Consider the following 21,780-nt stretch of genomic DNA (forward strand, 5'->3'; position numbering starts at 1 on the left):
GCCTTTTTGCCCGTATCAGGCGGCATTTCGGTGTTTGCGCCGCAGCAAACCATGCTGCAGTGCATGAGAAGCGCGATCATCCATGCGAATTTGTTCGCAGCCCGAAAAAATATCGAGGGTGCTTCGTTGATGGGTTGCACAGCCCGCGCAATTGCCGTATCGAAAATCTGTAACGTTTCAGATTCTGGGAGGAGCCGAAATGCGATACAAACTTTTGACCGCTGCGCTGGCAGCGACGGCCGCGTTGCAGTTTGCCGGCCAGGCGGCCGCGACGGACCTGGAAGTCACCCATTGGTGGACGTCGGGCGGCGAGGCGGCGGCGGTTGCGGAACTTGCCAAGGCATTCGATGCGACCGGCAACCACTGGGTGGACGGCGCCATTGCCGGCTCCGGCGGCACGGCGCGGCCAATCATGATCAGCCGCATCACCGGTGGCGATCCGATGGGCGCCACGCAATTCAACCATGGCCGGCAGGCGGAAGAGCTGGTGCAGGCCGGCCTGATGCGCGACCTCACCGACGTCGCCACCAAGGGCAAGTGGACTGATGTCGTCCGGCCGAAGAGCCTGCTCGACGGCTGCACCATCGACGGCAAGATCTATTGCGTGCCCGTCAACATCCATTCCTGGCAGTGGTTGTGGCTGTCCAACGAGGCCTTCGAGAAGGCCGGCGTGCCGTTGCCGAAGGACTGGAATGAATTCGTGGCGGCAGCGCCGGCGCTGGAAAAGGCCGGCATCATCCCGCTCGCCGTCGGCGGACAGGCCTGGCAATCCTCCGGTGCCTTCGACGTCCTGCTTGCGGCTGTGGGCGGCACGGACACATTCCTCAAGGTCTACAAGGACAAGGATGCCAAGTTCGCCGCCGGGCCCGAAGTCGCCAAGGTCTTCAAGGCCGCGGACGATGCCCGCAAGATGGCGAAGAACACCAATGTGCAGGACTGGAACCAGGCGACCAACCTGGTCATCACCGGCAAGGCCGCTGGCCAGATCATGGGGGACTGGGCACAGGGCGAGTTTCAGGTTGCCGGCAAGACCGCGGGCAAGGATTACACCTGCCTGCCAGGCCTTGGGCTGAACGAGGTCATAGCCACGGGCGGCGATGCCTTCTACTTCCCGCTGCTCAAGGATGCCGACAAGAGCAAGGCGCAGGAGGTGCTGGCCGAGACGCTGCTCGATCCCAAGACGCAGGTTGCCTTCAATCTGAAGAAGGGATCCCTGCCGGTGCGCGGCGACGTCGATCTCAATGCGGCCAACGATTGCATGAAGAAGGGCCTCGCCATCCTTGCCAAGGGCGCCGTCATGCCGTGGACGGACCAACTGCTTTCGCAGGACACCCAGAAACAGAAGGAAGACCTTTTCGCCGAATTCTTCGCCAAGCCGGAACTGACCGTCGAAGACGCGCAGAAGCGCTTCGCCGACCTCATCGCTTCGGCGGACTGACGCTGGAGGCAACCCGCCTCGCTCCCGGCCTTGCGAGTGCAGGGCCGGGAATGCACCGCCCTTACCCAGCCGGCTGACGAGATGAGCAAGAGCGCACGCCCCAACCTTCTGTTCCGCAACCTCAATGCGAAGGTCGCCTCGATCCCGATGATCCTCACCGCCATGGTGGTTTTCGTCGGCGGCACCGTTTGGACGGTGCTCTATTCCTTCACCAATTCGAAGCTCCTGCCGCGGCTGAATTTCGTCGGACTAGACCAGTATTACCGGCTGTGGGCGGCGCCGCGCTGGCTGATCTCGATCGAGAACCTGTTGATCTACGGCGCGATCTCGCTGGTGTTCTCGCTGGTCATCGGTTTTCTGCTTGCCGCGCTGCTCGATCAGAAGATCCGCTTCGAGGACACGTTCCGCACCATCTTCCTTTATCCTTTCGCGCTCTCCTTCATCGTCACCGGCCTGGTCTGGCAGTGGTTGCTCAATCCGGATTTCGGCATCCAGCATGTCGTGCGGGACTTAGGCTGGACGAGCTTCAGCTTCGACCCGCTCTATAATTCCAGCATCGTCATCTACGGCATATCGATCGCTGCGCTGTGGCAAGGCACCGGGCTCATCATGTGCCTGATGCTGGCCGGCCTGCGCGGCATCGACGAAGACATCTGGAAGGCGGCGCGCGTGGATGGGATCCCGATGTGGAAGACCTATCTGTTCATCGTCATCCCGATGATGCGGCCGGTCTTCATCACCACGCTCGTCATCATCGCTTCCGGCATCGTCAAGGTCTATGACCTGGTCGTGGCCCAGACCAGCGGCGGCCCGGGCATCGCATCCGAAGTGCCGGCCAAATACGTCTACGACTATATGTTCTTCGCCCAGAACCTCGGCCAGGGTTTTGCCGCCTCGACCATGATGCTGCTCTCGGTGGTGATCGTCATCGTGCCTTGGGCCTATCTCGAGTTCGGGCGACGCAAATGAGCATTGCAGACATCACCGCTCAAGCAAGCGTTGCCGCCGGCGCGCGCCAGGAAATCGCAGGGCCCTACGGTCCAAAGCCGCGCCGCATGATTTCGCGCCGCAACGTCTTCCTCTACGGCACATTGTTCGTCATGGCGGTCTACTACCTCTTGCCGCTCTATGTCATGATCGTCACCTCGCTCAAGGGCATGCCGGAGATCCGGCTCGGCAACATTTTCTCACCGCCGCTCGAGATCACCTTCGAGCCGTGGGTCAAGGCGTGGTCAACGGCCTGCACCGGCCTTAACTGCGACGGGCTCTCGCGCGGCTTCTGGAATTCGGTGCGCATCACCGTGCCGTCGGTGCTGCTGTCGATCGCCATCGCCTCGGTGAATGGTTATGCACTGGCCAATTGGCGCTTCAAGGGCGCCGATACGTTCTTCATCATCCTGATCGTCGGCGCCTTCATTCCCTACCAGGTGATGATCTATCCGATCGTCATCATCCTGCGCGAAATCGGCCTCTATGGCAGCCTCAGCGGGCTGGTGATTGTCCATTCCATTTTCGGCATGCCGATCCTGACGCTGCTGTTCCGCAATTATTTCGCCTCGATGCCGGAGGAGCTGTTCCGGGCGGCACGCGTCGACGGCGCCGGCTTCTGGGGCATCTTCCTGCGCATCATGCTGCCGATGTCGCTGCCGATCTTCGTCGTCGCCATCATCCTGCAGGTGACCGGCATCTGGAACGACTTCCTGTTCGGCGTCGTCTACACCCGCCCCGACACCTATCCGATGACGGTGCAGCTCAACAACATCGTCAATTCGGTGCAAGGCGTGAAGGAGTACAACGTCAACATGGCCGCAACAATCCTGACCGGGCTTGTGCCGCTCATCGTCTACTTCATTTCCGGCAAGCTTTTCGTACGCGGCATCGCCGCCGGCGCGGTGAAGGGGTGACGGCGATGACGGCAGCCAATGATACCAGCGTTTCGATCCAGGACCTGTCGCTGAACTTCGGTGCGGTGACCGTCCTGGAGACGCTCAATCTCGATGTCGCCGATGGCGAGTTCATCGTGCTGCTCGGGCCGTCCGGCTGCGGCAAGTCGACCTTGCTCAACTGCATTGCCGGCCTGCTCGACGTTTCCGAGGGCCGCATCTTCATCAAGGGCAAGAACGTCACCTGGGAAGAGCCCAAGGACCGCGGCATCGGCATGGTGTTCCAGTCCTATGCGCTCTATCCGCAAATGACGGTGGAGAAGAACCTGTCCTTCGGGCTGCGTGTCGCCGGCACGCCAAGAGAAGAGATCGCCAAGCGGATCGCGCGGGCGGCTGAAATCCTGCAGATCGAACCGCTGCTGCAGCGTAAGCCGGCCGCCCTTTCCGGCGGCCAGCGCCAGCGCGTCGCGATCGGACGGGCGCTGGTGCGCGATGTCGACGTGTTCCTGTTCGACGAGCCGCTGTCCAATCTCGATGCCAAGCTGCGCGCAGAACTGCGCGTCGAGATCAAGCTGCTGCATCGCAAGCTGCAGAACACCATGATCTACGTCACCCACGACCAGATCGAGGCGATGACGCTGGCCGACCGCATCGCGGTGATGAAGGGCGGCGTCATCCAGCAGCTCGATGCGCCGCAGACCATTTACAACCGCCCGGTCAACCGCTTCGTCGCCGGCTTCCTTGGCTCGCCCGCAATGAACTTCGTCGATGGCCGCCTGGAAGACGCCGACGGCGGCTGGCGGTTCGCGGCCGAGGATATCAAGATCCCGCTCGGCACTTACGACTTTGCCAAGCCTCCGGCTCCCGGCCCCGTCACATTCGGTATCAGGCCCGAGCATGTCAGTCTGAACAGCGGCACCGGTTGGCCGTTTTCGATAGCCGCCAATGTCGAGGTGGTCGAACCCATGGGCTCCGACACGCTGGTCTGGCTGAAGCTTGCCCAGCAGAATTTCAGCGTCCGAGTGACCTCGGAACGCACGCCCAAGAATGACGAGGCGGTGACGCTTGGCTTCGATCCGATGCGCGCTTCGCTTTTCGACACTGCAACGGGCACACGCATCTAGCTTTTGAGAACCAACCTTCCAACGACAATCCCCAAGCGAAACGGACAGAGACGATGAATTGGTCATTCCAACTTTACAGCGCCCGCAATTTCCAACCCTGGGACGGTGTGCTCGCCATGCTCGGCAAGCTCGGCTACGCCCAGGTCGAAGGCTTTGGCGGCGTCTATGATGATCCCAAGGCATTCCGTGCCGAGCTCGACAAGAACGGGCTTGCCATGCCGACTGGGCATTTCTCGATCGACGCGCTCGAGAACGATTTCGACGGCGTGCGCAGAACCGCCGACGCACTTGGTATCACGCTGCTCATCTGTCCCTTCCTGATGCCCGATCAGCGGCCATCCGACGTGGCCGGCTGGCGCGGCTTCGGCGAACGCCTGGCCAGGGTCGGCGACGTCGCGAAAAAGGCCGGCTACGGCTTTGCCTGGCACAACCATGATTTCGAGTTCAAGAAACTTGCCGACGGATCGGTGCCGCAGGATCACATCCTGTCATCCGCGCCCGATGTCAGCTGGGAGATGGACGTTGCCTGGGTGGTGCGCGGCGGCGATGATCCGTTGTCGTGGATCGAAAAGCACGGCAAGCGCATCAGCGCCGTCCACGTCAAGGACATGGCCAAGCCCGGCGAGGGGCTGGATGAGGATGGCTGGTCGGATGTCGGCCATGGCACCATCGACTGGGCCGGCCTGATCAAGGTGTTGCGTGCCAAGAGTGCTGCCCAATACTACGTCATGGAACAGGACAACCCCAACGACATCGAGCGTTTCGCCCGCCGCTCCATCGCAGCCGCCAAAACCTATTAGGAGCAATCAGCATGGCAAAGAAACTTGGCATCGGCGTGATCGGCTGCGGCAACATCTCGAAAGCGTATTTTTCGCTGGCGCCGCTGTTTCGCGGCATCGAAATGCGTGCGTGCGCCGACATCAACATGGAGGCGGCCAAGGCGCGGGCGAAGGAGTTCAAGTTGCGCGCCGAGACCGTCGAAGACCTGCTCAAGGCCGACGACATCGACATCATCGTCAACCTGACCATCCCGGCGGTGCACTACGAAGTATCGAAGCAGATCCTCGACGCCGGCAAGCACGTCTATTCGGAAAAGCCGTTCGTGCTGTCGGTCAAGGAAGGGCTCGACCTTAAGAAGCGGGCGGAGAAAAAGGGCCTGCGGATCGGCTCGGCGCCAGACACTTTCCTCGGCGGCGCGCACCAACTGGTGCGCAACCTGATCGACACCGGCAAGCTTGGCAAGGTCACGAGTGGTACCTGTCATGTCATGGGCCACGGCATGGAGCATTGGCACCCCAATCCGGATTTCTTCTTCCAGCCGGGCGCCGGTCCCGTGCTCGATATCGGGCCTTACTACATCACCAATCTGATCCAGCTGATCGGACCGGTGAAACAGGTCGCGGCCTTCGCGACGACGCCGGCCAAGGAGCGGACGATCAGTTCAAAGCCGCGCGCGGGTGAAAAGATACCGGTCAACACGCCGACGACCATACATGGACTGCTGGAGTTCGAGAACGGTGCAGTTATAACGCTCAACACCAGCTGGGACGTCTGGGCCCACGGCCACGCGCCGATGGAACTCTATGGCGAGGCGGGTACGGTGTTCGTGCCAGACCCGAACTTCTTCGGTGGTGACGTTCGCTTCACCGACGCGGCCAAGCCGGTCAAGAAGCTGCCGAACTGGCCGCATCCGTTCGGCGTGCCCAACGAGATGCATTCGCAAGGCATGATGGCCAACTACCGCACATCGGGCCTCGCCGACATGGCAGTGGCGATCGCGGAAGGCCGGCCGCACCGCTGTTCGATGGAGCTGGCGCTGCACGCCGTCGACGTGATGACCGGGCTGTTGCGCTCCGGCGAAACCGGCAAGTTCGTCGCCATGCAGACCACCTGCGGACGGCCGGCCGCACTTGGCGTCAAGGAAGCCAAGGCGCTTTTGGCGAAGAAGAAATAGGGCAGCACACCTCAACCCTCTCCCCGTTCCGACGGAGAGAGGGTAAAGGTGAGGGGCAGAGCCAACTCGCCGCGCTGTCGCGATGCAGCCGACCGGCTCGCTGCCATTTGAGGATTTTCCGATGCCCTACACGCCTGCCGAAAACCGCTATGAAAAGATGATCTACAACCGCTGTGGCCGCTCCGGCCTGAAGCTGCCGGCAATCTCGCTCGGCCTGTGGCATAATTTCGGCAACGACACGCCGCACAAGACCAAGCAGGCGATCGCGCGCAAGGCCTTCGACCTCGGCATCACGCATTTCGACCTCGCCAACAATTACGGTCCGCCGCCCGGTTCTGCCGAAACCGCCTTCGGCGAGATCCTACGCACCGACTTCGCCGCCTACCGCGACGAGTTGATCATCTCGACCAAGGCCGGCTACGAAATGTGGGCCGGTCCCTACGGTGAATGGGGCGGGCGCAAATACATTCTGGCCAGCCTAGATCAGAGCCTGAAGCGGATGGGTCTCGACTATGTCGATATCTTCTATTCGCACCGTTTCGATCCCGACACGCCGCTGGAAGAAACCATGGGTGCGCTCGACCATGCCGTGCGCTCGGGCAAGGCGCTCTATGCCGGCATCTCGTCCTACAATTCGCAGCGCACGCGCGAGGCCGCCGATATCTTGAAGCAGCTTGGCACGCCTTGCGTCATCCACCAGCCGAGCTATTCGATGCTGAACCGCTGGGTGGAGGAAGATGGCCTGCTCGACACGCTCGAAGGGCTCGGCGTCGGCTCCATCGTGTTCTCGCCGCTGGCGCAAGGCATGCTGACCAACAAGTATCTCGGCGGCATTCCCGATGGCAGCCGTGCCTCCCAGGGCAAGTCGCTGAAGACAGCCTTCATCAACGACAAGACCATCGCCAACATCAAGGCGCTCAACGCCATCGCCGGCAAGCGCGGGCAGACGCTGGCGCAGATGGCGCTGGCCTGGGTGCTGCGCAAGGGCAGGGTGACCTCGGCGCTGATCGGCGCCAGCCGGCCGGAGCAGGTCGAGGACTGCGTCGGCGCGCTCAAGGTGCTCGACTTCAGCGATGCCGAACTCGCCGAGATCGACACCTATGCGCGCGAATCCGACATTAATCTGTGGGCGGCTTCCGCCGAGCGCAAAGGCCCGCCGCGAAAATAAGTCCTCTCGATAAGCCGGCAAGCAAAACGGCGGGAACCTCTCCCGAGGTCTTCATCTTCGCCTCGATCCAGCCGGTGTAGTTGGCCAGCCGCGTGTAGATGCCGTAGGCCTCCTTGTGGCCGCACGCCGCGCTGCCGTCCGCCGGGCCTTCGCCCCAGCTGACGACGCCGACCTGGACCGGGCCTTCGGCACCGGTCATGAACAGCGGGCCGCCACTGTCGCCGTTGCAGGCATCGCGCACGCCGCTGGTGGTGCCGGCGCAGATCATGTTGCCGGTCAGCGGGTCGGTCATGTCGGCGGCGATCGCATTGGCGGCCGCGTCGATGCCTTTTTCCGAATAGCGCATACGGCGGGACAGATCACCGAGCGCTGCCTTCAGATCACGCGCATAGATGGCCTTGATGCCGCTGTTGCAGGCCTGGTTCGGCTGCAGGTCGAGATCGACAACCATCAGCGTGGTCGGAAAGGTGCCGTCCTGCATCTTGCCCCAGCCGGTGACCGTCGTCTTGCCGGTCTCGGGGGTTGCCTCATGGGCGACCTTGATGGTCGGCGCATCGGCCGGTTCGGCAAGCCGGAGCAGGGCGAGATCGTTGTCGAGCGTTTGCTCGCTGTAGGCTTCGTTGACGATGACCTCCACCACCTTGTGGCGCTTGCCCTCGCTGAGATCGGTTGCACCGGTCAGCACGGTGACGCTCTCCGGCGAAACCGGCTGACCCTTGTCGTTGAGGCAGTGTGCTGCCGTCAGCACCCATTGCGGCGCGATCAGGCTGCCGCCGCAGAATTGGGCATTGGCCTGCGAGGCCGGGTTCTCGTCCAGCCTGTCGGTGGTGAGCAGCGCGACCTGGAACGGATAGGCTCCCTTTTCGGCCTGGTTGCCACCATAGACGCGGTCGGCCGCGTCGGGGTTCTCCGCCGCGGCTTTCGCCCTGGCTTCCGTCACGCGCTTCATTGGCGAGACCGCTGCCTCCGGTCGGGCGACCGCTTCGTCGGCCTGGGTGGAATTGGCTGCCGCAAGGGCGGCTGCGATGCCGAGCAGCGATGCAGCGGCGATCGGCCTGAACCGATGGATGATGTTCATCTGAAGCCCTCCTGATATGTACCCGAGCGGACCAGCCCCGGCGCATGATCAACAAAGCAAGCCTCAGACTGGTGGTCAGGCCGCGCAGCTTTCGTTGTAGCGGCACGGCAGGGACACCAAGTCAGGCACTGCTTCGCGTATCGCGTTCCTGTGCAGACCCCGTTCAAAACCCTATAGCCCCCCACGGGCTATGTGGAAGCTAATTGTCATTCCAATGTTGTATTAATTTAGGCAATATATCCGCGCGGGTGTCTTTAGCGGGGGCTTTTGACCGACCGCATAGGCGATGGTCATATTTCAAGTGCGGTAACCAAACTCCTTTTTCGACGCCACCACGATCTCGACAATATTTCTGTATTTTGATCCAGTCCTTGCTGACTTATGGGAGAGTCTCACCATGACAAAACTGACAAACGCACTCATTGCGTCCACATTGCTTTACACCGCAATGTGGACGGTTCCGGCTTTCGCCGCCGATCCTGGCTCCGCCAGTGCCGGCAATGGCGAAAGCGCGCGCGACGTGACTTCAGGCGACTACAAGCCCGGGCGGGCAAAGCCGATCGCGCCACCGAAGCTGACCGACGACGACAGCCGCGCCGCGCCGCTTGCCGACGAGGCAACGGCTGTCAAATCCTACGGCATCGTCGGACGGTCCGCCGATGGCAAGGAGATCAAGATCGAGCCGAGCGAAGCGCTGCGGGAGCTTATCATCAAGGAACTGAACGCTCCGGCCACCGGAAAAGACGGGGCCGAGCGCAAGACCGAGGATCCGGACCTCGGCGAAGGCGAAGCCGGCCGTCAGGTCTTCGGCACCGACGATCGCGAGCAGGTCAAGAACACCAAGACCTATCCGTTCTCGGCAATCGGCTATCTCGAAGCTAAATCGCCGAAGACGGGCAGCTTCGGCAGCTGTTCGGCAACGCTGATCGGCCCGCGCACGGTGCTCACCGCCGCGCACTGCCTCTACAGTCATGAGGACAAGGATTGGCTCTCCGACTATCTGTTCGTGCCGGGGCTGAACGGCAGCACGGCCGACGACGCACCGTTCGGCGCCTTCGCCTTCGAAAGCGCCTATGTGCTGCAAGGCTTCATCGACAACTACCAGGGTTATTATGGTTCGGTCCTGCTGTGGGATCTCGGCGTCGTCACGCTAAAGCAGGATGTCGGCACCAATCTCGGCTGGCTGGGCTATGCCAACTATGAGGATCTCGGCGATTTCACCGCCAATCTCGTCGGCTATCCCGGTGACAAGCCGATGGGCACGATGTGGAAGGCAAACTGCGAAGTGCACGCCGAAAACATCGCGCCGGAATATTTCCAGTATGACTGCGATACGTTCCCAGGGTCGAGCGGCAGCTCGGTCTATGCCTATGACAACAAGGCCAAGCAGCGCATCGTCACCGGTGTCAACGTGGCGGAAAGCCCCGACGCGAACACCGCCGTGCGCCTCAACGCTGCCAACGTCCAGTGGATCAACAGCCTGTATAAATAATCGCTGCGCATTCGCGGTGGAGACAAAGGCGGCGGCGCAATCCCGCCGCCTTTTTTCGCGCCGCTATTTGGCTGCGGGTGCAGGCGGGCCGTTGCGCACATAGTTCTCGATTGCCGAAGCGAAAGTGGGAGAACCCGCCTTGCGCTGCTTGTCTATGTAGCCGGCAAAATAGCTCCAGAACGAGACGGCATAGTCGCGGAAATAGGCGTCGGTCACCTTGCGCGAACACAAATCGCCGTCGACACAGAAGGACAGACGGTTGAGGAAATAGACGATGCGGTCGAAATTCTCGCTGAAATCGGCGAGCGGCATGTCGCCGCCGGAGGCGGTCATCGCCTCGATGCCGATCCGTTGCCGGAACACCTGCTCCTCGGTCGGCGAGGGGTTGGCGCTGAGCAGATTATCATATTTGGCGTTGAGGCCCGTCAGACGATCTTTCAGCGCGCGCTGCGCCTGCTGGTAGTCCTTGTTTTCCCAGAGTTCGACAAGCGACATGGTCTGCTCGACGCGCTTCTGTTCCTGGTTGGCCAGGAACTGATAGATCGAAAACATCAAGGTGAAGATGATGGCGAGACGCACCGCCATGCCCGACCAGGCATAGACCAGCATGCGCCAGTCGGGGTCGGTGAAGGGATTGCTCTCCTTCTTGATCTCGTGGGCGCTTGGCCAAGGGAAACCTTCGGTGGTTTCCGGCAGCGCCGTTTTGCCGGCCGGCGCCTTTGCTGGTGCGGTCACTGCCGTCTGCCTGGTGTTGCCCGTTGGCTTCTTCATCCGCAGCTGTCCAGTTCAATGGTGGCGGAGGGATCCAGCACAATGCCCGGCGTCTCCAGCTTCCGTTTCAGGCATTCCAGTTGCAGGCGCGAAATCATGAACTGTACGTCGGGCTCCGCCGCCCCCTTGTTGGGGGACGGCAAGGCTTCGACGACGCCGCGCGAGGCGCAGTTGCTGAGATCGACGATAACCGCGTCGCTGCCGCTTTTGGCGAACTGGTCGTACTGATCGAGAAAACACGTCGCCAGTTCCGAGTTGGTGACGATCTGCTTGACGCACAGGCCGCAGGCCTCGTCCGCCGAAGCGTTGGCGATCAGCAACAGGCCGCCGGCAAGGCCGGTTACCGTTCCACGCCAGGAAAACACAGAATTCTTCACAATCGATCCTATCCGTTTCATCCGGCCGTCATGCGCCAGGACGCGGCCGGGAATGTTCTCATATCGCGCCGATCGCGCAAGAGCCGCCACAGAGCCATATGGCCCTGGTCGCCGACATCCGCTCAGGCGCGCGGCACCGTTTCCATCGGGAAGATCATCACCGCGCCTTTCGGGCCGCTCTTGTCGGCAAGCCGCATCACCGAGCGGGTGGCCGGCGCCATGCCGAGATCGGTCAGCATGTCGGAGAAGCCTGCGGAGCCCATTCCGCGTGTCGCCGAGGCGACGCCGTCCTGTGCCAGGAAGCTCAGATCCTGCTTCTCGCTCTCCGGCGGCGCCTCGGTCAAAACAGCGATCATCCGCTCCATGCCGAAACTGGTGTCGGTGAAAGCCAGCAGCCCCTCTTCGAGCATGGCTTGCGGGGCGAGGCGTTCGGCAACGATATGAGTGATCGAATAGTCGCTGCCGACATAGAGCACGTTGATGTCGACCAGCAGGTCCGAGCCGTTCTTGGCCAGCACATGCACTTCGTCGCCCGGCGAGACGCGCGGCACAACCGAAGCCTGCAGCGGTTCGAGGCCATCCTTGTCGCGACGTTTGACCTGGAACTGGACGTCGACGTCCTCGGGCTTGTAGTCTGAGGCCGCCGCCAGCCGCGAAAGCCCGGTGGCACGGAAGATGGTGCGCAGGTTCCTGGCCGTTGCATCGGCCAGCTTGTGGCGGTCGTGAATGATGATCAGCGGCGGTTTGCCGCCCTCCTTCAGGCTCACGTCGCCCGACGCCGGCAGGAACCACAGCGCCGGCTTGTCGGTCGCATCCTTGACGCCGGGAACGGCATTCTCGCGCATCACCGCGAGGCGGAGGTCGGCGCTCTTGCCGGGTTCGACCAGCTCGATGTTGAAGCCGGTCTCCCTGGCTGTGGCCAGTTCGTCGAGAACCGCATCGACGAGAGCGGTTTCCTTCTCAAGTCCCTTGGCTATGGCCGGCCGCGCCAAGACGAGCTTGTAGTCGACGGCGATCTCCGCCACCCGCGCATAGGCGTTGGCGGGAATGTCGGCGACTTTGAGCGCCGGCTTCTTGTCGAACTCGACCGGCTTGACGCGGCTTTCCAGGTTTTTTGCCGACTGCACTTCCAAAAATCCGACAGCGTCGGACAGCGGCGATAACGCCGACGGCAGGATGGCGAGCTTGCTGCCGGTGGTGAGGCGATGCAGCAGCCCGGCGCCGATCGTCGCTTCGCCGTCCTTGATGACGACAGGCCACTGCATGACTGCATCGGTCTTGTCGGTGCCGAAGACGCGGGCATCCAGTTCGCCCTCGAACAGCGGTGTCGGCCGGGTGCGGCTGTCGGCCGAATATTGCTGCAGCACGGCCTGGCCGAGTTGGCGATAGGTTACGTTGGGATTCTCGGCCAGTTTGGACAGGATGGTGAAGGTGAACAGGCCCAAGCGCGGCGCATCCGCGATGCCCTTGGGCAACGGCATCTCGGGCGTCGTCTCCACCGTCTGCGCGGCATAGAAGGCGACCAGCTTGCCCTTGGTGATCGGTTCGCCACCGGTCGGCGTCAGGGTGAAGGCGGGCTTGCGCGTGCCATTGTCGTCGATGCCGCGCGAGCCAGCGACCGAAATCACCTCGTCATAGGCCTTGATCGCGGCAGCCCGCTCGGACTCGTTGCCGCCGACCAGGTCGGCGAACTCGACCTTGCGCTCCAGCTCGTCATCGACCTCGACGGCGCGTGTCGCGGTTCCGGAATGGCAGCAGTCGAACACAACCCATACGAAAGCACCCTTGTCGCGGATGGCGTCGAGTGCCGCGCCGATTTCGTTGTCGATCAGCGCATTGGGCACGCCGGCATCGCGGTTGATCCATTTGCCGATATCGACGGGCAGGAAGATCTCGTCGAGCCCGTCGGTCTCGTCGCCCTTGACCATCTGCGGCTGCTGGGCGCCGTGACCGGACAGATGCAGGTAGACGAAATCGTCGCGCTGGACCTTGGCAGCAAGGTCGGCCAATGCAGCCTTGATCGCCGCATGGGTCGGCAGGCCACTGGCGCCGGGGACATCCTTGGCGAGCAGCGTGACGTTTTCCGGCGCGAAGCGCACGGGGTCGGGCACATTCTTCAGGAGATAGTCGCGGACGAGGGCTGCATCGTTCTTCGGCCCGACAAGCCAGTTCCTCTGCGGCAGGTTGGGATATTCGGTGCAGGCGACCAGCAGCGCATGGTAGGTGCGCGATGCGGCCATGGTCCGGAACGATACCATGCCGGCCATGGTCAAGGCGGACGTGCCGACCAGCAGCGTCCGCCGCGTCAATTTGATCATGATTGCTTCCCCAAGCCCGACCGAATTTCCAAGCGCGGCAATCCTTGCCGAAGATATTGTCAGTATTTTGAACGTCACATCGCAGAGCAACCTGCCTGTTGCCCCGCTCCGATCGATGTTCTCGACCGCCTCGCGGGCAGAATGCTGGAAACAGTAGCAAAAATGCCTGTTCGTCGCTATCTGGATGGGACATGGATCGTTGTGCGCGGCACAAGCGACGCAAGGCGAGTTGGAAACAGGATCATGGCGGCAAGGGATGTGCTGACGAAGAACCAGCTGTGCGTGCTCGAGAAACTCGAGACCGCCAGCGGACCGCTCAGTGCCTACACCTTGCTCGACCAATTGCGCGAGCGCGGTTTTCGCGCGCCGCTCCAAGTCTATCGCGCGCTCGATACGCTGGTGAAGTCAGGTTTCGTGCATCGGCTCGAAAGCATCAACTCCTTCGTCGCCTGCGCCGAGCCGCACGACCACAGCCATTCGATGACCGCCTTCGCGATTTGCGACACATGCGGGCAGGTCACCGAAATGTCCGACCACGATGTCGGCCACCAATTGGACGAATGGGTGCGCTCCACCGGCTTCGCCGCCAAGAAGGCGGTGATCGAATTTCGCGGGACGTGTGCCAAGTGCCTGGCCGAAGCGGCCTAAGGCCCATCGCTTCGTCATCCTAGGGCGAAGCAGGAGCGAAGCGACGTCGCGGAGACCCTAGGATCCATGCCGTGACATGAGAATGTCGCGGCGGCCCAGATTTAAGGATACTTGGCGCAGCCTCGGAAGCGGCTTCATTTTGCACCGTTGCATCCAAGGCTAATGTAACGGCATGGATCCTAGGGTCTGCGCTCCGCTTCGCGTCGCTCCGCCCTAGGATGACGACGACGGCTAATGCGCCTCGTCCCAGTTGTTCGCCGCCCGCGCGTCGACGTGCAGCGGCACCGACATCGAGACCGCCGGCATCGCCGCGTTCTCCATGACGTGACGCACGACCGGGATCGTTGCCTCGACTTCCGCCTCGACGGTCTCGAAGATCAATTCGTCATGCACCTGCAGCAGCATGCGTGCCGAAAGGCCTGCTTTTTCCAGCGCCTCCTCCATGCGGATCATGGCACGGCGGATGATGTCGGCGGCGGTGCCTTGCAGGCGGGCGTTGATCGAGGCGCGCTCGTTGAACGCGCGGAGCGAGGGATTGGACGATCTTATATCGGGGTAATGGATGCGGCGGCCGAAGATCGTTTCGACAAAGCCATGCTCGCGGGCATAGGCCTTGGTCTCCTCGATATAGTCTCGGATGCCGGGGAAGCGCTCGAAATATTTCTTGATGTAGTTGCCTGCCTCCTCGCGCGGGATCGACAGCTGGTTGGCGAGACCGAAGGCCGAGATGCCGTAGATGATGCCGAAATTGATCGCCTTGGCGCGGCGGCGGACTTCCGAAGGCATGCCTTCGACCGGCACGTTGAACATCTCCGACGCGGTGATGGCATGGATGTCGGCGCCGTCGGCGAAAGCCTGCCGCAATTGCGGGATTTCGGCGACATGGGCGAGCACCCGCAGCTCGATCTGGCTGTAGTCGGCCGAGACCAGGCGGTGGCTCTTGTCGGTGATGAAGGCGGTCCTGATCTTGCGGCCTTCGGCGGTGCGAACCGGGATGTTCTGCAGGTTCGGGTCGGAGGACGACAGCCGGCCCGTCGTCGTCGCGGCCAGCGCGTAGGACGTGTGGACGCGCTTGGTGTCGGGGTGGATGAAGCCCGGCAGCGCATCGGTATAGGTCGATTTCAGCTTGGTCAGCTGGCGCCAGTCGACGATCTTGCGCGGCAGTTCGTGGCCTTCGGCAGCGAGATCTTCGAGAAGCTGCGCCGAGGTCGACCACTGGCCGGTCTTGGTCTTGGAACCGCCGGGCAGGCCCATGCGCCCGAACAGGATGTCGCCGAGCTGCTTTGGCGAGCCGATGTTGATGCGTTCGCCGATGAGCTGGTAGATTTCCTCTTCAAGGCGAGCGGCGCCCTGGGCCAGTTCGCCGGAGAGCCGCGACAGGATCTGCCGGTCGACCGAGATGCCGCGCTGTTCCATGCGCGCCAGCACCGGCACCAGCGGCCGCTCCAACCGCTCATAGACAGACACCAGGCCCTTGGCGGCAAGCCGCGGTTTCAGCACCAGCCAGAGCCGAAGCGTCACATCGGCGTCCTCAGCGGCATGAGCCGTCGCCTTGTCGATGTCGACCTGATCGAAACCGACGGAGCTTTTGCCCGAGCCGGTCACATCCTTGAGTTGGAGAGGGGTATGACCGAGCCACTTTTCGGCAAGCGCATCCATGCCATGACCATGGGGCGTGCCAGCATCGAGCACGTAGGAGATCAGCATGGTGTCGTCGAATGGCGCGACATCGATGCCGTAGCGGCTCATGATGACAAGATCGTATTTCAGATTCTGCGCCACCTTGAGAACCGATCGGTCTTCGAGCAGCGGTTTCAGCACGGCCAGCGCCTCGCGCAGCGGAATCTGGTTTTCGAGCGCGCCACCACCGAGCAGGTCGCCATTGCCGCTCATGTGGGCAAAAGGAATGTAGGCGGCGCGGCCGGGCGCTGTGGCGATGGCCATGCCGATGAGTTCGGCCTGCATCGGATCAGCCGATGTTGCCCGGACATCGAAGGCGGCGATGCCCGCCTCCCGTGCCTCGGCCACCCAGGCTTTCAGGGTCGAGACATCGCGAATGCAATGATAGGCAGAAATATCGATCTTGCCGGTGGCCGCGCGCTCCAGCCGCAGTGCCGCGAGCAGGGAAGGGGTATCGCCTTGTTTTGACGTCTCCGCCGTCCCGCCGGCTTCGTCCGGTTCAGTGCCGGACGCGTTTCGGGCAACCGGCGGCAACCCGGCCCCGACATCTGGGCCATGAGCATGATCGGCGCGTTCGACGGTGACCGCGACGGCCTGGACGTCGCCGGCGTCGGTGCTGGTCGCTTCCGCCACACGGCGGGTCAGTGACGTGAATTCCATAGTCTTCAAGAAACCGATCAGCTTCGGGCCGTCCGGCGCGTGCAGCACGAAATCCTCCAGTCCCTCGGTCACCGGCACATCGTTCATCAGCGTCACCAACTGACGAGAAATGCGCGCCTTGTCGGCATTGGCGATGATCGATTCGCGCCTCTTGTCCTGCTTGATCTCGCCGGCCCGGGCCAGCAGCGTGTCGAGGTCACCGAACTGTTCGAGCAGTTGCGCCGCCGTCTTCGGCCCTATGCCGGGCACACCAGGCACATTGTCGACCGAATCGCCGGTCAGCGCCTGCAGATCGACCATCTTCTGCGGCGGCACGCCCCATTTTTCTATGACTTCCGGAATGCCGATCTGGCGGTCCTTCATCGGGTCGTACATGGCGACCGTATCGCCAACCAGCTGCATCAGGTCCTTGTCGGAGGAGATGATGGTGGTATCGCCGCCGGCTTCGCAGGCGAGCCTCGCATAGGTGGCGATCAGATCGTCGGCCTCGTAGCCTTCGATCTCGACGCAGGGCAGGTTGAACGCCCTGGTCGCCTGGCGGATCAGGCCGAATTGCGGGATCAGATCTTCCGGCGGTGCCGAGCGGTTGGCCTTGTATTCGGGGTAGAGGTCGTTGCGGAAGGTTTTCGACGAATAGTCGAAAATGACGGCGAAATGCGTCGGCACAATGCCTACATCGGTGTTGCGGGCGTCGAGCATCAGCTTCCACAGCATGTTGCAGAAGCCGGAAACGGCGCCCACCGGCAGGCCGTCGGATTTGCGGGTCAGCGGCGGCAGCGCGTGATAGGCACGGAAGATGTAGCCGGAGCCGTCGACAAGGAAGAGATGATCGCCTTTTTTCATGCCGGCAGGGATAGCGCGGCGCGGCGGCTTGGTCCATGCCAAAGGCAGCGTCGACTATCGGTTCCGGCAACACCCTGACAGATCGCCGTCACCCTGCTCACGCCTATGTTACAAAACTGTAATTTTCGTGCCCTTGAATCGCCACGTTCAGAGACCCAAATACACGTCATCGGCAGTTTTCGCCGAGTCCGGAGCAAGGCCCGTCCCCCGCCTATCCCGGACACCTGCGGCAGCCTATCCCCCCTCTCCGGGCTGCCGCATCGTTTCGAGTAGAAGGCCGCCGTGGTTCCCCCTCCACCACGGCGGTCTTTTTTATCCCAGACAGACGTTTGCAGCCCGTGGTCCAATGATCGCGGGCTTTTCGTTTTCCTGTCCTGCCTTTACGGTTCGGGTTCTGAATCGAAAGGCTTCACATATGTCCGCAATTTCCCCCGTCCTCGACCGTCTCGACAACAATCTCGACCAGAGCCTCGAGCGCCTGTTCGGCTTGCTCAGGATCAAGTCGATCTCCACCGATCCGGCCTTTGCCGCCGATTGCCGCAAGGCGGCGGAATGGCTGGTGGCCGAACTCAAGCTGATCGGCTTCGACGCCAGCGTTCGCGACACACCAGGCCACCCGATGGTGGTTGCGCACCATGACGGCCCGGCCGGTTCGCCGCATGTGCTGTTCTACGGCCATTATGACGTTCAGCCGGTCGATCCGATCGAATTGTGGGAAAGCGATCCGTTCGCGCCTGCTGTCAAGGAGGTCGGGCCGGATCACAAGGTGATCACCGGACGCGGGTCGGCCGACGACAAGGGCCAGTTGATGACCTTCGTCGAGGCTTGCCGCGCCTGGAAACAGGTGCACGGCAATCTGCCTTGCCGCATCACCATCTTGTTCGAGGGCGAAGAGGAGTCCGGCTCGCCCTCGTTGAAGCCGTTCCTCGAAGCCAATGCCGACGAACTCAAGGCCGATTTCGCGCTTGTCTGCGATACTGGCATGTGGGACCGCGACACGCCGTCGATCTGCGTCGGGCTGCGCGGGCTGGTCGGCGAGGAGATCACGGTGAAGGCGGCCGATCGCGACCTGCATTCCGGCCTCTATGGCGGTGCCGCCGCCAATCCGATCCGCATCCTGGCCAGGGTGTTGGCCGATATCCACGACAAGGACGGCCATATCACCATCCCCGGCTTCTATGACGGCGTCGAGGAAACACCGTCGCAGATCCTGAAATCATGGGAGACGCTCGGCGAGACGGCCGAGACGTTCCTCGGACCGGTCGGCCTGTCGATCCCGTCGGGCGAAAAGGGCCGCTCGGTGCTGGAGTTGACCTGGGCGCGGCCGACAGCCGAGTTCAACGGCATCATCGGCGGCTATACCGGCAAGGGCTTCAAGACGGTGATCGCGGCGGAAGCCTCGGCGAAGGTGTCGTTTCGCCTTGTCCACAAGCAGGATCCCAAGAAAATTCGCGCTGCGTTCCAGAAATTCGTCAAGGAGCGGATTCCGGCCGACTGTTCGGTCGAATTCCATCCGCATGGCGGCTCGCCGGCAATCCAGCTTTCCTACGACTCGCCCTTGCTGGCCAAGGCCAAGAATGCGCTGTCCGACGAATGGCCGAAGCCGGCGGTGACGACGGGCAGCGGCGGCTCCATTCCGGTTGTCGGCGATTTCCAGACCTATCTCGGTATGGAATCGCTGCTGGTCGGGTTCGGCCTCGACGACGACCGCATCCACTCGCCCAACGAGAAATACGAGCTCAGCTCCTTCCACAAGGGCCAGCGCTCCTGGGCGCGGATTCTCGATGCCTTGACGCGCTGAGCGGCGGAACCCCTGTTTTCCTGTTGATTTTTCAGCGGATCGCGGCGAGGACGAACCACAAGACAAAGCGCTGCAGCGTCCCTTGCGGGTCAGGGGACACTGTAGGGCTCGACCGGAGAAGACAATGGCCGATATCCGTTTCCACAAGCATGATCTGCCCGACCTCTCGCATTACAATGTCGGGGCAGTGGCCATCGACACCGAGACGCTCGGGCTCAATCCGCATCGTGACCGGCTGTGCGTGGTGCAGATTTCGCCCGGCGACGGCACGGCCGACGTCATCCAGATCGCGCCTGGCCAGAAGAAGGCGCCGAACCTCGTCAGCCTGCTGCGGAACCGTGGCGTAACCAAGCTGTTCCACTACGGACGCTTCGATCTTGCCGTGCTCTACAATGCGTTCGGCGTGATGCCGGAGCCGGTGTTCTGCACCAAGATCGCCTCGCGGCTGACCCGCACCTACACCGACCGCCACGGGCTGAAGGACATCTGCTTCGAGCTTCTTGGCGTTGGCCTGTCCAAGGCGCAGCAATCGTCGGACTGGGCGGCCGAGACGCTGTCGCCCGAACAGCTCGAATATGCAGCTTCCGATGTGCTTTATCTGCACCGGCTGCGCGATGTGCTCGCCGGACGCCTGGCGCGCGATGGGCGGACCAAGGAGGCCGATGCCTGCTTCCGCTTCCTGCCGACGCGTGCCAAGCTTGACCTGATGGGCTGGGACGAAGAGGATATCTTCGCCCACAGCTGACGGTCGTCCGGCCAGCACATCGCGCAGCCGGTACCGGCTGGAACCGGATGCGGGCCGCGGCGTTCTGTCGGCTCAGTTTGTCGGTGCAATTGGGGGATGATGACATGGCGGACAGAAAGCCGATTGCGACCGCGCCGACAGACGGCTCCAAGGTCTCCGTCACGTGGAAGGATAGCGACGGCGTGATCAACGAATCCATCGCGCAATATCGCGACGATGGCTGGTGGGTCTATATCGACAGTCACACGCAAAAGAAGGTCGAGCCGACCAGCTGGCGCCCTGCCGCAAGCGACGATGACGATCAATGAGTGCGCCGCTGGTGAGGCTGGTCGCTTTCGAATAGCCTGAAGTCGTTGATATCGAGGCCGATTCGGAGCTTTCCGTTCCGCCGTCGCCCTCTTGCTCGGAGGAACTCTCTATGGGTGTCGAAAGCCTGCTCGTCTTCATCATCATCGGTGCCATCGCCGGCTGGCTCGCCGGTCTTATCGTTTCCGGCTTCGGCTTCGGCCTTATCGGCAACATCATCGTCGGCATCGTCGGCGCGTTCATCGCCGGCTGGCTGTTTCCGAGGATCGGATTTTCCATCGGCGGCGGCACTCTCGCCGCGATCATCCATGCCACCATCGGCGCCATCATCCTGCTGGTGCTGGTCAAGGTCCTGAAACGAGCCTGAGGCTCGACAACGCAAAGAGCGCGCCATGAAACAGAATACGCTCTATCTCGTCATTGGCGCGCTCGTCGTCGTGGTCATTGCGCTCGGCATCTACGTCTATCGCGAGCAGACCAAACCCAAGGGCGTCGAACTCAAGATCGACGACAAGGGCATTTCGATCCAGCAGAACTAGCCTGCACCGGTGGGGCAGATGCAGGAGCGCGACATGGGGGCTTCCGACGCGCCGGAAGGCGACGATCCGCCCAGAATTACCGTCGCGGAATGGGAGAGGCTGAACAGGCCGCCAAGGCGCGAGGCACTGTTGCGCTATCATTGGCGGGTGTTTCGCTTCCTGAGAGCATCCGCGCCGGTCTTCGATTTGCAGGGGCAAGAGCAGGTATTCCGCGATGGCATAGTCGCCACCGTGGCCTTCAACCGGCCCGAAATGATCGAATGGCAGATCCACCTGGTGCGCCGATACCTGGCCGAGCACGAGAGCTACATCGTCTTCGACAACAGCAAGAAGGACGAGGCGAGGCAAGCAATCCGCGATCTCTGCCGTCGCCAGCATGTCCCCTATGTGGCATTGCCGAAGAACAGGCTGGTCGTCAGCAGATCGCACGGTCAAGCGCTCAACTGGATCGTGCGGAATTTCTTGCCTGGGTTCGGGCCGAAGCTTTTCGGCTTCATCGATCATGACATCTTTCCAACTGAACCATTTTCGATCCGCGACCGGATGAAGGGCAAGAGCCTCTACGGCAGCGTGCGGCGCGATACGCCGACACCAGGCGGCTGGTTCCTGTGGCCCGGCTTCTGTTTTTTCGATGGAAGCCTGTTGCGGCGGCGGCTGGATTTCGCCCCGAGCTACAAGTTTCATATGGATTCCGGCGGCGGCAACTGGCCGGTGCTCTACAGGTCGATCGACCCGGCGATGGTTCGGTTCGCCGAAAACAAATCGCTTCGCTTCGGCGCGGGACATGATCAATCCGAGGATTTTTTCATGGTGGTCGATGGCTGGCTGCACGTGACTAACGCCTCGAACTGGAGGCGACAGCAGGTTGACAGGAGCGAACACATTCTCGCGCTGTTGCGGCAAGCCGGCGGTCCCGACCAGCCGGATGTGAAGTTCGAGCCCATCTGAAATCAGG

General features: G+C 62.2%; 20 protein-coding genes. 15 read left to right on the top strand and 5 right to left on the bottom strand.

Features of this window, described 5'->3' with window-relative positions; all coding sequences use genetic code 11:
- The first annotated feature begins 199 nt into the window (after positions 1-199).
- The 7 genes from EJ079_RS14055 to mgrA all read left to right on the top strand — a co-directional run bounded on the left by EJ079_RS14055 (position 200) and on the right by mgrA (position 7,567).
- Positions 200-1,438, top strand: coding sequence for an ABC transporter substrate-binding protein (locus EJ079_RS14055; RefSeq protein ID WP_127382134.1), 1,239 nt, complete (start codon positions 200-202; stop codon positions 1,436-1,438).
- Between the two features lie 81 nt (positions 1,439-1,519).
- Positions 1,520-2,407, top strand: coding sequence for a sugar ABC transporter permease (locus EJ079_RS14060; protein WP_127322195.1), 888 nt, complete (start codon positions 1,520-1,522; stop codon positions 2,405-2,407).
- Positions 2,404-3,342 (top strand): carbohydrate ABC transporter permease, encoded by a 939-nt coding sequence (locus tag EJ079_RS14065; protein WP_081738772.1) that lies wholly within the window; start codon positions 2,404-2,406, stop codon positions 3,340-3,342. The genes EJ079_RS14060 and EJ079_RS14065 overlap by 4 nt, the downstream gene beginning before the upstream one ends.
- A gap of 5 nt (positions 3,343-3,347) precedes the next feature.
- The gene (gene ugpC, locus EJ079_RS14070) at positions 3,348-4,445 is read left to right on the top strand and encodes a sn-glycerol-3-phosphate ABC transporter ATP-binding protein UgpC (protein ID WP_023812494.1); all 1,098 of its coding nucleotides are present in this window, start codon (positions 3,348-3,350) and stop codon (positions 4,443-4,445) included.
- 53 nt (positions 4,446-4,498) lie between these two features.
- On the top strand, positions 4,499-5,245 hold the full coding sequence (locus tag EJ079_RS14075; RefSeq protein ID WP_127809285.1) for a sugar phosphate isomerase/epimerase: 747 nt from the start codon (positions 4,499-4,501) through the stop codon (positions 5,243-5,245).
- Between the two features lie 11 nt (positions 5,246-5,256).
- Entirely contained in the window at positions 5,257-6,399 is a 1,143-nt protein-coding gene (locus EJ079_RS14080) for a Gfo/Idh/MocA family oxidoreductase (protein ID WP_127809286.1), read from the top strand.
- Positions 6,400-6,520: 121 nt separating this feature from the next.
- On the top strand, positions 6,521-7,567 hold the full coding sequence (gene mgrA / locus EJ079_RS14085; RefSeq protein ID WP_127809287.1) for an L-glyceraldehyde 3-phosphate reductase: 1,047 nt from the start codon (positions 6,521-6,523) through the stop codon (positions 7,565-7,567).
- Here mgrA and EJ079_RS14090 read toward each other — a convergent pair.
- Positions 7,518-8,645 carry a trypsin-like serine protease gene (locus tag EJ079_RS14090; protein WP_127809288.1) on the bottom strand — a complete coding sequence of 376 codons (1,128 nt, stop codon included), beginning with the start codon at positions 8,643-8,645 and terminating at the stop codon, positions 7,518-7,520. The genes mgrA and EJ079_RS14090 overlap by 50 nt on opposite strands.
- Positions 8,646-9,042: 397 nt before the next feature.
- Here EJ079_RS14090 and EJ079_RS14095 point away from each other — a divergent pair, with 397 nt between their 5' ends.
- Positions 9,043-10,137, top strand: coding sequence for a serine protease (locus tag EJ079_RS14095; RefSeq protein ID WP_127809289.1), 1,095 nt, complete (start codon positions 9,043-9,045; stop codon positions 10,135-10,137).
- Positions 10,138-10,200: 63 nt separating this feature from the next.
- On the opposite strand, the gene EJ079_RS14100 is transcribed toward EJ079_RS14095, so the two are convergent.
- The 3 genes from EJ079_RS14100 to EJ079_RS14110 all read right to left on the bottom strand — a co-directional run bounded on the left by EJ079_RS14100 (position 10,201) and on the right by EJ079_RS14110 (position 13,603).
- Positions 10,201-10,908 carry a hypothetical protein gene (locus EJ079_RS14100; RefSeq protein ID WP_127809290.1) on the bottom strand — a complete coding sequence of 236 codons (708 nt, stop codon included), beginning with the start codon at positions 10,906-10,908 and terminating at the stop codon, positions 10,201-10,203.
- Positions 10,905-11,285 (bottom strand): hypothetical protein, encoded by a 381-nt coding sequence (locus tag EJ079_RS14105; protein WP_127809291.1) that lies wholly within the window; start codon positions 11,283-11,285, stop codon positions 10,905-10,907. Before EJ079_RS14105 ends, EJ079_RS14100 begins: the two co-directional genes overlap by 4 nt.
- A 122-nt stretch (positions 11,286-11,407) precedes the next feature.
- Positions 11,408-13,603 carry a caspase family protein gene (locus tag EJ079_RS14110; protein ID WP_127809292.1) on the bottom strand — a complete coding sequence of 732 codons (2,196 nt, stop codon included), beginning with the start codon at positions 13,601-13,603 and terminating at the stop codon, positions 11,408-11,410.
- A 243-nt stretch (positions 13,604-13,846) separates the two neighbouring features.
- Between EJ079_RS14110 and EJ079_RS14115 the strand changes: the two genes are divergently transcribed.
- Complete coding sequence (locus EJ079_RS14115; RefSeq protein ID WP_109658718.1) at positions 13,847-14,251, top strand: Fur family transcriptional regulator; 405 nt, start codon at positions 13,847-13,849, stop codon at positions 14,249-14,251.
- 231 nt (positions 14,252-14,482) lie between these two features.
- On the opposite strand, the gene polA is transcribed toward EJ079_RS14115, so the two are convergent.
- The gene (gene polA / locus EJ079_RS14120; protein ID WP_164873945.1) at positions 14,483-17,434 is read right to left on the bottom strand and encodes a DNA polymerase I; all 2,952 of its coding nucleotides are present in this window, start codon (positions 17,432-17,434) and stop codon (positions 14,483-14,485) included.
- 415 nt (positions 17,435-17,849) lie between these two features.
- Here polA and EJ079_RS14125 point away from each other — a divergent pair, with 415 nt between their 5' ends.
- The 6 genes from EJ079_RS14125 (at position 17,850) to EJ079_RS14150 (ending at position 21,773) form a co-directional block, all read left to right on the top strand.
- Positions 17,850-19,235 (top strand): M20/M25/M40 family metallo-hydrolase, encoded by a 1,386-nt coding sequence (locus EJ079_RS14125; RefSeq protein WP_127809294.1) that lies wholly within the window; start codon positions 17,850-17,852, stop codon positions 19,233-19,235.
- A 124-nt stretch (positions 19,236-19,359) separates the two neighbouring features.
- Positions 19,360-19,980 carry a ribonuclease D gene (locus EJ079_RS14130; protein WP_127809295.1) on the top strand — a complete coding sequence of 207 codons (621 nt, stop codon included), beginning with the start codon at positions 19,360-19,362 and terminating at the stop codon, positions 19,978-19,980.
- A 104-nt stretch (positions 19,981-20,084) separates the two neighbouring features.
- Positions 20,085-20,288, top strand: a complete 204-nt coding sequence (locus EJ079_RS14135; protein WP_013529550.1) for a hypothetical protein — start codon at positions 20,085-20,087, stop codon at positions 20,286-20,288.
- Between the two features lie 110 nt (positions 20,289-20,398).
- Complete coding sequence (locus EJ079_RS14140; RefSeq protein WP_013529551.1) at positions 20,399-20,653, top strand: GlsB/YeaQ/YmgE family stress response membrane protein; 255 nt, start codon at positions 20,399-20,401, stop codon at positions 20,651-20,653.
- Between the two features lie 25 nt (positions 20,654-20,678).
- Positions 20,679-20,825 carry a hypothetical protein gene (locus EJ079_RS14145; protein WP_013529552.1) on the top strand — a complete coding sequence of 49 codons (147 nt, stop codon included), beginning with the start codon at positions 20,679-20,681 and terminating at the stop codon, positions 20,823-20,825.
- A 33-nt stretch (positions 20,826-20,858) separates the two neighbouring features.
- Positions 20,859-21,773 (top strand): hypothetical protein, encoded by a 915-nt coding sequence (locus EJ079_RS14150; protein ID WP_127809296.1) that lies wholly within the window; start codon positions 20,859-20,861, stop codon positions 21,771-21,773.
- The last annotated feature ends 7 nt before the right edge of the window (positions 21,774-21,780 follow it).

The organism is Mesorhizobium sp. M7A.F.Ce.TU.012.03.2.1, from assembly GCF_004006095.1.
Taxonomy (GTDB): Bacteria; Pseudomonadota; Alphaproteobacteria; order Rhizobiales; family Rhizobiaceae; genus Mesorhizobium.